Here is a 13,146-nt window from a genome sequence, read left to right on the forward strand (position 1 = left end):
GCGCTTTTACATCTAACTTGTACATACATTTTAGAAAAATTTTGTAGTTATGTCTATCTTTTAAAATCATTTTGGCTTTGCTAAACAAAAAAAGACATCTTATTATAGATATCTTTTTTGTTTAACCTGTTTAAGTAGGATCTATTTTTACATAAACCATATCCAGCGCCCGACTAACAATACTAAAATCATCACTGTTCCGCATTGTAGCGAAGTTCGTAATGACAACCATAATAATTGCTGATGTGTCTGTAAGTTGCGCTTATTTTTCATATGCTGGTACATACGACATAACGGAATAGCTGTTAACAGCGCAAGAATACCGTAGATCGGCAAACCGCCGACAAGTACACAGAGCAAAATACTGAACAAAGCCAGACATAATAAGAAAATCGAAAAGCGAAACGATTTTCGTTCTCCCCATACCACGACCAATGTACGTTTACCAACCTGTTTGTCTGTTTTCCAGTGTAAGAAGTGATGATTAAAAAAGGTCAATGTCGTTAGCAATCCCATAGGCAATGATAAAAAGAATAACCGTATATCAAAATGACCTGTCTGCACATAATAAGCGCCCATCACCGGGAACACGCCAAAACATAATACATGCGCCAGTTCACTACTGCCTTTACCGATATATCCATATTTGATCGGGGGAACGACATAAAATAAAGCAAGCAATCCGCCAATTCCTCCGAGTAATAACACGCCCCATCCACTTAAAAAGTATAATGTTACTGCACAGACGATCGTGATAGCGAGCATACTCCATGTTACTTTTGCAAATGTTTGTTCACTCCATTTACCAGTCGTCAGATATCCTGAATCTGTCGAAATCGATTCTTCGGATTGATAAGCCGCAACATCAACACCACTGCGATAATCCCATAGATCATTAATCATCATCGAAAAAATATGTATTGCACTTGAACCAATCAATGTTAAAAGGAAAATCAGTACGCTAAATTGATCATTCCATATCCATGCTGCTAAAGCTCCCTGCACTACACAAATCGCCATCAAAGGCACAAAATGCAACCGCGAAGCCTGGCTAAATTCTACCCATTTACTCATTATGTTCCACCTTTGTATTAGATTCATCTTCTTGTTGATTTGCTTGGAATCAGATAATCTTCATTAACCGTATGTATGACTTTCAAACGCGTATCTATTTTAGATGTAGAGATCAGAATCAATAGATGATGATGCCAACGTATACTAAAAAAAGCGTATCACCTATAAACAGGCAATACGCTTTTATTTACATATCTATTCTATCCGATTAGGATTAACCAATCGTACGAGTTAAAATATCTATAATTTCTTGCTTGCTCTGAGCGTTAATCAATTCAGCCCGAAATTCTTCATGAATTAATTTGCGAGAAAGAGCTACCAGAATCTGCAAATGTTCATTTCCTGCATTGGCTTCAGGTACACCGATCATAAATGCAATCTGAGCAGGCTGATCATCTAAAGATTCCCAATCAAGCGGTTCTGCAAAGCGTGAGAAAGCTAATGCTGCTTTGGCAACCCCTGATGACTTGCCGTGAGGAATAGCGACGCCAAAACCAATACCTGTTGAACTTTGTTGTTCACGTGCCATAACCGCATCAACATAAGCTGCTTCGTCCGTAACTGCTCCAGAAGCTTTCATACCTGCTGCCATTTGTTGAATCGCTTCTTCACGTGTTGTTGCTGTAGAAGGTAAAAATATACTTTCTGTGCTTAATAGTTCGCTGATATTCATGGGTAGTGTCACTCCTTCTAATAGTCATCATCTTATAGTTAACTGGTAGAACCTAAGCGAAAATAATAAAAATATGGACAGCGACCGGACAAATCATCGTTCCGGTCGCTTGTAGTGAATTATAATTACTTATAATTTAGCAGGTGCTTTGCGTTTAAGCAACAAGACCATCAACGCTGTAACGACAGTACCAATAACAATAGACAATACATACTGTGGCAAATGATCGATTGCATTCGGGATAAAGAGAACGAATACACCACCATGAGGAGCATGTAGACCTGCACCGAAGTACATTGATAATGCACCAGCTACAGCCGAACCTACCATAAAGGAAGGAATAACACGAATCGGATCAGCCGCACCGAACGGAATAGCACCTTCGGTAATAAACGATAGCCCCAGGATCGAAGCCACTTTACCAGCTTCACGCTCTTCTTTGGTAAAGCGATTTTTAGCAATAACAGTTGCTAACCAAATACCAAGTGGTGGAGTCATACCTGCTGCCATAACAGCCGCCATTGGCGTATAAAGAGAAGCACCTAGCAATCCTACTGCAAAAGTATAAGCGGTTTTGTTGAAAGGACCACCCATATCGAGTGCCATCATTGCACCAAGAATAGCTCCTAGAATAATAGCATTTCCTGCACCCATATTCGTCAACCAAGCTGTCAAACCTGTCAACAACCATTCAATCGGTTGACCGATAACATAGACCATCAATAGACCAATAGCAAGTACAGACAATACAGGAACGATTAGAATAGGTTTGAGACCTTCGAAATTTTTAGGCATTTTGATTGTTTTGATCAAGTAATGTGCAATATAACCAGCTACAAAACCTGCGATAATACCGCCGATAAATCCAGCGCCCATATCTTTAGCAAGTACACCGCCTACCAAACCAGGTGCAAGTCCGGGTTTACCAGCGATAGAGAATGAAATGAATCCAGATAATACGATAACCATAAGTCCCATTGAAGCGCCACCAATTGTGGATAACGCAGCTCCGAACGAACCCTCTACTTGATCGACTCCGCCTTTAGTGAAAGCGAATAAGAATGAGAATGCGATAATCAGACCACCTGCAATAACAAGCGGTAACATATTGGATACACCATTCATTAAATGTTTGTAGAACATATTAGGCTTACGACCTGCATTTTCTTCAGGTGTAGCTGTTGGTGAAGCAGCAAGACCACTGGAAGCTTCTTTAGCTAATGCACGATCGATTAATTCTCCTGGAACTTTGATCCCTTGTGCAACTGCTACACGAATAACAGGTTTGCCTGCAAAGCGATCTTCATCTACATCTGTATCAGCAGCGATAATAATAGCATGTGCTTCAGCGATTTCTTGAGCGGTTAGACCATTCTCGACTCCAACTGCACCACGAGTTTCTACTTTGATCGGTACACCTTTTTGATCTGCAGCTTTTTGCAATGACTCAGCAGCCATGTACGTGTGAGCAATACCGGTTGGACAAGCGGTAACAGCCAATAATTTTTTCATGGTAATATCCCCTTATAATGAGTAATGGTCTAACCTTTATCGCCTTTGTTAAAACGCTTTCAAATTCATCATGATGTATCATGTATTTCTGATCCCAACGTGTAGTTAAGCGATCGTTACACCTATACCTAGCTTTTTCAGTTGATGAATAATATGAAGCGGTACTCCATCATCCATAATACAATGGTCAATCTCTGATACGTCTGCAAATTTGGCATAAGCGATATTACCAATCTTGCTATGATCTGCTAATAAAATAACTTGCTTAGCAATATCAATCATTTTGCGCTTAATAGCAGCTTCTGTCAGATTAGGGGTGGTTACACCTTCTTTGAGATCCAGACCGTTTGTTGCAATAAAAGCTTTGTCTACACGTACCATATCAAGTGAACGTTCTGCTATCGGCCCAACAAATGCTAGTGTGTCTGGCCTTAACAATCCGCCAATAATAGACAATTCAATATTCCGACAATCTCGAAGTTCGCTAAGAACAATGACCGAGTTCGTGATTACTCGAATACCGGACATATGCTTTAATTCTTTTGCTAATGGAAGAGTTGTCGTTCCCGAGTCAAGCAAGATCGTATCACCTTGATGGATCATCTCTACCGCTCGTTTCGCAATGCGCTCTTTCTCTTCTCGAAAAGAATCTTCTTTGTCTACCATATTGGGTTCAAAATTAACACTTTGCAGTGATACGGCTCCCCCGTGTGTCCTTTTCAATCGCCTTGCATCTTCTAACTCTTTGAGATCCCGACGAACTGTTGAATCTGATACTCCAAAAGCTTCCCCTAGTTCTTGAACAGATGCCCGGTGATTCTCTTGTAAATATTGAACCATTTTATGCTTTCGTTCTTCTTCAAAAAGCATGGGACATTCCACCTGTCTACATATGTTAGCTAATAATGACGTTGAACATGTTCACATGATCGATGATGATCGTTTACTGATTTTTTTCGACAATTTTCGTGATCGTTTGTGATTACTATTGATTGATTTTGATTATAACAGCGTTTTCATAGACTGTAAATAGATTTTTATAATTCTTTTGAACTATTTAATATACTAGGAGTTATAGATTATATATCGTCATTATCTTGCCTAATATTTACATTTATTTGCATGAATTCGCTCATTTTCTTTATTTATTTTATGAAATGGTCATACAATACAAAATTCGACATTTAAATGTGTTACTTTTGCACAACGATACCAAAAAAACCTCTGTGAGAAGAACATTAGCTATATCCAATCAGCTTGATCTTCACACAGAGGTTTTGAGTATTATCTTTTATTATTTAGCTACAAGTACTTTTTTCCATATTCCTAAAATCAAACCAGAAATAACAGCGCCAATGGCAACAGCTAATAAGAATAGTAAAGCATGATTAGCAAGAGCTGCTACGAAAATCCCACCATGAGGTGCAGGAATATTAATTCCCCAGAATTGCGTCAAGCCCCCTGCAACTGCAGAACCGATAATACAAGACGTTAGAATACGTAATGGATCCGCTGCAGCAAAAGGAATCGCACCTTCTGTTATGAAGGACAATCCAAGTACATAGTTAGTTAGACCAGACTTACGTTCTTGCTCTGTAAATTTGTTTTTGAAGAATGTAGTAGCCAAAGCAATCGCAAGTGGAGGAACCATACCGCCTGCCATAACAGCCGCCATCATTGTACCATTTACATTACCACTTGATGTAAACACACCGATCGCAAACGCATAAGCGGCTTTGTTAAATGGCCCACCCATATCGATTGACATCATTCCGCCTAAGATCAGACCTAGAATAACAGCATTTCCTGTTCCCAGGTTATTCAAGACGTTAACCAACCACGTATTAATACCACCAAAGATTGGATCAAAGATATAGTACGCAATCGTACCGGTAATTAACAGACCAAGTACAGGATATAACAAAATCGGTTTGAGACCATCTAATGTTTTTGGTAATCCAGCAAGTAACTTACGTAGAGCAAGGATCACATAACCTGCCAAGAAACCAGCCGCTAGACCGCCGAGGAAACCAGCGTTAGAGTTCGCTGCCATTAGACCGCCGACCATACCAGGCATTAATGCAGGTCGATCCCCAATACTCATTGCGATAAAACCAGCTAGGATTGGAATCAAGAAGAAGAATGCGCCTTCTCCGCCACCAATCGTTTGCAATAACTTGAAGATTTGGCTATTCTCGCCTGCAGTCTGCTCTATTAAGAACGAGATCGCAAGTAAAATACCACCACCGACAACGAACGGCAACATATGAGAGATACCATTCATTAAGTCTTTATAAATTTTGCTACCTATTTTTGTTTTTTCATTTGAAGATGAAGCTTCAGAAGACGATTTGCCTCCAGCACTATGATAGATCGGAGCGTCTCCATTCATCGCTTTGCGAATCAACTCTTCGGATTTGCGAATACCATCACTAACCGGTCTTTGTAAAACAGGCTTACCATCAAAACGCGCCATTTCTACATTTTTGTCAGCGGCTACAATAACACCACTTGCACGACGAATTTCATCGTCAGTTAGTACAGTCTGAGCACCTTCGGAACCGTTTGTTTCGACTCTGATCTCTACGCCCATTTCTTGCGCTTTTTTGATCAATGCGTCTTCAGCCATAAAGGTATGAGCAATCCCTGTAGGACAAGCGGTAACAGCAACCACGAATGGTTTGTTGTCTTTGCCTTCCAGCGTAGCTTCTGCTTGTTGCACTGTTGCATTTTCTTGTTGTTTGGCTTGTTCTCTTGCTGCTTTAGCTTCAGCTTTTGCTTTTTCCGCTGCTTCTTTTTCAGCTTGTTGTGTATCGAAAAGTGCGGATACTTCTTCAGGGCTGGTTGTATTCATCAATTTTTCGATGAAATCGCTATCAATCAGTAGCTTAGAGAGCGCAGCTAATGTACGTAAATGTGTATTTGCTGCTCCTTCTGGTGCTGCAATCATAAAGAACAAATGAGCAGGTTCACCATCAAGAGACTCGTAATCTACCCCTCTTGTACTTTTGGCAAAAACAACTGTAGGCTCGTTTACCGCTGTTGTTTTGGCATGAGGCATCGCAATACCGCCACCGATACCCGTACTTGATTCGCTTTCACGTTTCAAAATCTTTTCTTTAAATAGTACTTTGTCATTGATTCTTCCACTGGTTGCAAGACTAGCGATCAATTCATCAATCGCAGCTTCTTTGGTTGTTGCCTGTAAGTCCATGATCATCGTTTCTTTGATCATTAGATCGGTAATTCTCATTAGGTTACACTCCTTTATTGGATTCAATCAATAGCTTCTATAATGTAACAATAGTAACTTGTGGACGTAATTCTTCAATTTTTTCACGTGTCGCTAGATCATCTGAAAAAGCAGTTGCACTACCAGAAGCAACACCTGTACGGAAAGCTTCAAGAGGATCATGAGTCGATACCAGTGTACCAGTAAATCCAGCGATCATAGAATCGCCTGCTCCGACAGAGTTTTTGACGGTTCCTTTAGGTACATTAGCATGATAGACTTCTTCCGGCGTAATCAACAATGCGCCGTCACCAGCCATCGAGATCAATACATGTTGAGCGCCAAGTTCTAGCAATTTGCGACCGTACGTAATAATATCTTCACGACTTGCAATCACAACGCTGAACAGTTCTGCTAATTCATGATGATTAGGCTTCACTAATAATGGACGATCTGCAAGTGCTTTGAGCAATGCTGGCCCTGTCGTATCAATTACAAATTCTGCTCCTGTCTGCTTACATACTTCGATCAGACGATCATAGAAATTCGCTCCCAAAGACGGGGGTACACTTCCTGAAAGAACAACCACGTCTTCTTTGTGCAATTGAGATAATTTGGCTACCAGCGCATCAGCTTCTTCCGTACTGATATTCGGCCCTTGACCATTAATCTCTGTTTCTTCTCCATGCTTGAGCTTTACATTGATACGTGTATCGTCTGCCACATGAACAAAATCAGTCGAAATATGTTCAGCATGAAGTTTATCTTCTATATATTGACCGGAAAATCCACCGACAAATCCAAGTGCTGTATTCGGTGCATCCAAACGATTCAAAATACGAGATACGTTAATGCCTTTACCACCCGGAAGCTTTAAGTCACGCTTCATGCGGTTCAAGTCACCCAACTTCAATTCGTCCACTTCCACGATATAGTCTATGGAAGGATTAAGCGTTATTGTATATATCATGGTTATCCCTCGATTATTTTAGTTTTTTGAGCAATCGAACGTTGCCATTGTTCTGGCATCGCTTCTGTGATCAATACGGCTTCATTAAGACTAAACAATTTGGCAAACGTAATCTCACCGATCTTACTAGAGTCAGCTAATATATACGTCTGACTGGACAATTCATGTGCACGTCTTTTAATTAGAGCTTCTTCAGGGTCTGGAGTCGTATATCCCATCTCTGCATCAATACCGTTTGCTCCGAGAAAACATTTATCAAAGCGGAAGTTGTCCATATTTTGGAGCGCTATACTTCCAATAACGGCTTTAGTATGCATTTTCATCATCCCTCCCAACAAATAACTGCGGATCTGTTGATGAACGAGCGCTTCTACATGAGACAATCCATTGGTCACGACTGTAATGTCTTTGGCTTCAATATAAGGAATCATGGCAAGCGTAGTGGTACCTGCATCTAGATAGATACATTCTCCATCCAAAAGCTCTTGTGCTGCTAATTTGGCGATTACATCTTTTTGTTGAACGTTTGTGAATGTTTTTTCGTCCATACCAGGTTCCTGGCTTTTTTGATGAACTAGGGCTGCTCCCCCATGTATACGCTTTAGCAGTTGGCGACTTTCAAGATCGATAAGATCACGTCGAATCGTTGATTCAGAAGCACCTAAAATATCAACTAATTCTTGTAATTTAACTATGCTTCGTTCCTGTAAGCGCTGTAGAATTAAATGGTAGCGTTCTTCTGTCAGCATGTTCATTCCTCCAACTCCAACTATCGTATCACAAACCTAACAAAAAACAATCATTTTCGTTCAAAATAATCCATAAAAATTCAATCAATGACTGTTTTCGTTCACATTTTGATAAATATTTGGAGGAAATTGGATTGTTTGATAAGATTCACTATTATTCTTTTCGGTAAACTAATACATTTTATAAAGCCATCTCCATCATATGTACGTTATTGATCTCTATTCTAATTGGGAGCGTTTCTATACCAATGATCGGAAAGCTTAATCTGATCATAAATAAAAGGCTATCCCTTATCAGATTACTGACAGGAGATAGCCTTCTTTATTTGTATCGTACTTCTATCTAAAATAAGTTCTTGATAGACTCTTATGACATCGCTTCTGCCAGAACAATCTGCTCGTACTCTGTAAATGGATCAGGAATATCCAGACAATACGATTCTACATCGCTAGCACCTACGTACAAGATCGCACGATCATTCGCTTCACGAGTCATTCCGCCACTGAAAATAACATCTACCAGATCAGGACGCTTAGCAGGTCCTTCAGGAAAATCACTTCGAACTGCTATAATTTTCATTGCAGATTTCTCACGTGTCCATGGATTCACGACAAAAGACATCGCATGATAATGAAGCATTTTCTGTTCGTCTCGATACGCTATATGCCCCAATACACCCAATAAGCCATTTTTCAATAAATGAATTTCGTTAGCGCCGCCCCATTCATTTTTATCAAATTGATCTTTAAATACAGGAGCACTGATAATATTAGACTCTGATAAATTTTGGAACGATTCAAAAATACCAAATCCAATCAAAGCTACTGCCCCTTCTACACCAAAAGGTCTAGAAAAAACAGCTATATTACCATCAGCCATTTCATTGAGACGAAGATCTTTCATACTCCAGGGCCCACTGACTGCATATTCAAAATCACGAATTGTTTTGCCTCGATACAATAAAGTACGCCATCCGATGATTTTGTGATCTGGTTCTTGGTTACGATAAATTTCAACGCCACCAAAAATCAATTCATTATCCAGCCTTGTAATAAATGGATCTTGTAATTGAAACGGAGTTAAATCTTCTTTTGGTTCCCAGACATCTCCATTACGAGTAAAAAAGATTACTTCAGAATCTTCGGAATTTCTTGCTTCGACACGTCCAGCAATATACAATTCGCCTTCATTCCAAAACGGAGCTGTAATATTATACACATCCAGATTATCTACTCCTGTAAAGTGAATCTTGGTTCCTTTTTCCTTAGCAGGTGTATATTCTAGCAGTAGTTCCCGGCACGTTTTGATATCCCATTCTAATTTCATCATGAGGTAAGAGGCAACCTTTCTCAGGTATATTCCTGAAGTCCTTTTTCTTTTAGCATGATTACCATATCTTTGATATCTTGCGCACGATCTTTGGCACAGATCAACAACGCATCTTCCGTATCAGCAATAATTAAATGGTCAATTCCTATCGTAGTAATCAATCGCTTTTCTCCATAAATAATCGAATTACGCGTATCAATACCTACATAATTGGCTTTGACAATATTGCCTTCTTCATCCGGTGGGAAAATAGCTCCCAATGCATCCCAGCTTCCGATATCATTCCAACCAAAATCGCCTTCAAGCACAACCACTTCATCACAACGTTCTAGAATACCGTAATCGATCGAAATGTTTTGCAATAGCGGATAAATCTGATTGATCATTTCTTCTTCTTGATCTGTTCCTAGATAAGCAATCAAAGGAACCATCGTTTTGTACAATCTCGGCAGAAAACGCTTAAAATTATCAATAATCGTAGACGTTTTCCAGATAAACATACCACTATTCCATAGATAATGACCCGTTTCCAGATAAGACTTCGCTTTGACAAACGTAGGCTTTTCTACAAATTCAGCCACTTCATATACAGGACAAGGTACACTCATCATAGGTTCACTTTTACATGAAATATAACCATAGCCTGTTGCTGCAAAAGTAGGCTTAATTCCTATAGTCACAATTTTATCAGTTTCCATAGCAATTTGGCATGCTTCTTCTAATTTAGCACGAAATTTTTCTTCCTGAGTAATATGATGATCGGAAGGAAAAACAATCATTAACGAATCCCCATGATTTTTTTCGATATAGAGAGCCGCTAGCAAAATACTGGCGGCTGTATTTTTGGATACAGGTTCGACAAGAATATTAGAAGCTTGCACACTGGTATGCATAATACTTTCCAGTAAAACAGCTTGAGAACGATGAGTCACAATAATCGTATTCTCCATAGGGATAACTCCATCAAAGCGCTGAATTGTATCATTTAACATAATATCGTTACCACTGATATTTAATAATTGTTTGGGAAGATCTTGACGGGATAGAGGCCAGAATCTTGTACCTCCACCACCTGCCAGAATCGTTGCAAATCTATTCATTACCCATCACCGCATGAGCCATGCAGTAAGAGACGATATTCTCTGACCCTTGATTGAGATTTAAACCTACCGCATGAATTCCATCATAACATCCACCTGTTTGACGATCGATCAACGATTCATTGCGTGAATTGCGACCGTGGAACCACTGATAACATAGCAAAGCTTGATCATGATACTTTTGCACGCCAAGCACTTTGTACGCTTCATAACAAGCCATTAACATTTCCGAAGCTTCAATCGGTTGCTCGTCATACGGTGCAGCAGGCTTCCCACGCTGTAACCAACCATGACTACCAATCGGCTTGAAATAACCTTCATCTGTAAATGTTAATTCTGCTAGAAAATCTAAGCTTTCTCGCGCTGTCTGCTGAAAAGCGGCTGTATTCGAAACTTGAGATGCTTTGAACAAAGCCCATGGTAACATAGCGTTACCATAAGTCACTTTATCTTCAAACCAATGCCAATCTGCACTAGCATGACCTTGATATAGATTATGCAGACGAATACCCATATTCTGAATCAATGCTTCAATTCGTGCACGTGGTAAGAAAGAAGCTCCTGATCTTTCCCCTGTAGCAAATGGGAATGTATAGGTTAGTGCATCCGGTGTTTCTAACATCGTCGTCAGACCAATTAATGCATAACCGATCGCTCTTGGCGCGCGGATATTTTCTAAAAAGGGAAGCGCACGATTAATCATAAATTTACACGTATTCTGCAAATTATCTGGAATCGAAGGTTCAGCAATCGTTACACCCAGTGCCCATAGGCATCTGCCCTGACAATCTTCTGAACCTGTTTTTTCTATAAATGTACGATTATAATCCATAAAGTTACGGAAACTACCATTTTCATTTTGAGCATGATAGATAAACGCAAGATACGTATGAACAAGATCCAGAGACGCTTGATCTTGTTTGGTTTTGTATAGTAATACCGCTGCTATTAATGCTCTTGCATTATCATCAGAAGTATATCCTTTTGAACGGTCAGGAATACCAAATTTGGTATGTTGAAAAATACCTGTATCATCGGTTAAGCGTCGTAAATAGTGTGCTGATAGAGTAGATGTTGGCGTTGAATCGATGATATTTTCCATTTTAAACTGCACTCCCTTTTAATCCGTAACTGCTTGACATGACTTCACGAAACAACTGAGCATAAGACTTCGCGACTTCGCTCCACATCATTGTTTTTCCTAAAGCCATCGTTTTTTCTTCCATTTCTGCTTTAAGTGCTGGATGATCTAATATATTCAAAATATGCGTTTCCAAAGAAGCCGAGTCGTTAAATTCTGCTAGCAATCCTCTTCCGTCTGCTAACATTTCTATTGCATAACGGTAAGGAGTCGAAATAATAACTCTTCCATACCCTATGCCATAAGCTAACGTGCCACTAACTGCTTGATCTTTGCCTAAATAAGGAGTCAAATATACATCAGACAATACTAGCGACTGAACCACTTCTTCTTGTGTTAACAGTCGATCGACGAACGCAACATTATTTTCAAGTCCAAGTTCAGATACCAAATCAGTTAGCTTCTGACGATACACTTCACCTACTTGTTGCTTAACCACAGGATGCGTTTTGCCCCAGATAATATAAAGTGCTTCTGGATGGGTTTTGACTACACCGCTCATCGCTTGAATAGCATATTCGATACCTTTACCTGGACTCAAAAATCCAAATGTAGATAAAACTTGGCGATCGCTATATCCATAACGCTCTTTCAATTCTGTGCGACTACCTGTGTCAACAAAAGGAACACCATGATGATACATTTTTATTTTTTCAGCAGGAATATTATATACTTCGATTAAGTCCTGTACTTTATTCTCTACCATTGTTACTACTTTATAACTAAGATCAGCAAGTTGTTTCATAATTTGACGCTGTTTATCACTAGGTTCAGATAGAACAGTATGGAAGATAACTATAAAAGGTATCGTTAACTGCGCTGCAAGTTCGACAACATATTCTCCACTTTCACCGCCATAAATACCGAACTCATGTTGAATAACCAGTACATCTGTATTGGATTGATTCAAATCATTAGCCGCTCGCAAGTAATCTGCCCGTTCAAATTGATTAATTTCACCCATTACCTGACTGCCGTATTCATAAGATTTATCATTATTAACCGCCATAATATGCGGTGGATTAAAGTCATTTATTTTTTTGATTTCATCAAGCATATCTTGCGAGAACGTAGCCAACCCGCATTCTCTTGGCAGACTTGTTCCCAAAAATACAATATTGCGTTTTGTTGTCTCTTCATTCATAGTTATTATCTCCCTTTTATTATATTTTTTTCCAAAATCAAATAACAAAAAAGAAATAAAGATATCTTTATTTCTTAAGATCGAGTTGATTTTATATTGGAGTGTGTATTTATAGTGTGCGTTATTAAATGTAGTCATGATGTATGTTCTTAGCTGATATGTGTATCTTTCCGTTCCTATCTGCTTCCCTAACTTTACCATTGTATAGATAAGTTGTCAAA

Annotated in this window: 11 protein-coding genes; all 11 read right to left on the bottom strand. The window is 39.3% G+C overall.

What is annotated here, in order from left to right; genetic code table 11:
* Nucleotides 1-147 precede the first annotated feature (147 nt).
* The 11 genes from PQ460_RS16235 to PQ460_RS16285 all read right to left on the bottom strand — a co-directional run bounded on the left by PQ460_RS16235 (nt 148) and on the right by PQ460_RS16285 (nt 12,925).
* A complete protein-coding gene (locus PQ460_RS16235) occupies nt 148-1,074 on the bottom strand; it encodes a prenyltransferase (protein ID WP_274170457.1) in 927 nt (308 codons plus the stop codon).
* 214 nt (nt 1,075-1,288) lie between these two features.
* Nucleotides 1,289-1,747 carry a PTS sugar transporter subunit IIA gene (locus PQ460_RS16240; RefSeq protein ID WP_274170458.1) on the bottom strand — a complete coding sequence of 153 codons (459 nt, stop codon included), beginning with the start codon at nt 1,745-1,747 and terminating at the stop codon, nt 1,289-1,291.
* A 129-nt stretch (nt 1,748-1,876) separates the two neighbouring features.
* Complete coding sequence (locus tag PQ460_RS16245; RefSeq protein WP_273615568.1) at nt 1,877-3,259, bottom strand: PTS fructose transporter subunit IIC; 1,383 nt, start codon at nt 3,257-3,259, stop codon at nt 1,877-1,879.
* A gap of 105 nt (nt 3,260-3,364) precedes the next feature.
* Nucleotides 3,365-4,129 carry a DeoR/GlpR family DNA-binding transcription regulator gene (locus PQ460_RS16250; protein ID WP_273615567.1) on the bottom strand — a complete coding sequence of 255 codons (765 nt, stop codon included), beginning with the start codon at nt 4,127-4,129 and terminating at the stop codon, nt 3,365-3,367.
* 424 nt (nt 4,130-4,553) lie between these two features.
* Nucleotides 4,554-6,512: a PTS fructose transporter subunit IIABC gene (locus PQ460_RS16255; RefSeq protein ID WP_274170459.1), complete on the bottom strand. Its 1,959-nt coding sequence runs from the start codon at nt 6,510-6,512 to the stop codon at nt 4,554-4,556.
* A 37-nt stretch (nt 6,513-6,549) separates the two neighbouring features.
* Entirely contained in the window at nt 6,550-7,461 is a 912-nt protein-coding gene (gene pfkB / locus PQ460_RS16260; RefSeq protein WP_273615565.1) for a 1-phosphofructokinase, read from the bottom strand.
* Nucleotides 7,462-7,463: 2 nt separating this feature from the next.
* A complete protein-coding gene (locus PQ460_RS16265) occupies nt 7,464-8,210 on the bottom strand; it encodes a DeoR/GlpR family DNA-binding transcription regulator (RefSeq protein WP_273615564.1) in 747 nt (248 codons plus the stop codon).
* Nucleotides 8,211-8,577: 367 nt separating this feature from the next.
* A complete protein-coding gene (locus tag PQ460_RS16270; RefSeq protein WP_274170460.1) occupies nt 8,578-9,537 on the bottom strand; it encodes a DUF1861 family protein in 960 nt (319 codons plus the stop codon).
* A gap of 23 nt (nt 9,538-9,560) precedes the next feature.
* Entirely contained in the window at nt 9,561-10,640 is a 1,080-nt protein-coding gene (locus PQ460_RS16275) for a mannose-1-phosphate guanylyltransferase (RefSeq protein WP_273615562.1), read from the bottom strand.
* The gene (locus tag PQ460_RS16280; protein WP_274170461.1) at nt 10,633-11,742 is read right to left on the bottom strand and encodes a prenyltransferase/squalene oxidase repeat-containing protein; all 1,110 of its coding nucleotides are present in this window, start codon (nt 11,740-11,742) and stop codon (nt 10,633-10,635) included. The genes PQ460_RS16275 and PQ460_RS16280 overlap by 8 nt, the downstream gene beginning before the upstream one ends.
* Nucleotide 11,743: 1 nt before the next feature.
* A complete protein-coding gene (locus PQ460_RS16285; RefSeq protein WP_204824797.1) occupies nt 11,744-12,925 on the bottom strand; it encodes a glycosyltransferase family 4 protein in 1,182 nt (393 codons plus the stop codon).
* Between the last annotated feature and the right edge of the window lie 221 nt (nt 12,926-13,146).

The sequence above is a fragment of the Paenibacillus sp. KACC 21273 genome (genome assembly GCF_028736095.1).
Taxonomy (GTDB): Bacteria; Bacillota; Bacilli; order Paenibacillales; family Paenibacillaceae; genus Saccharibacillus; species Saccharibacillus kyungheensis.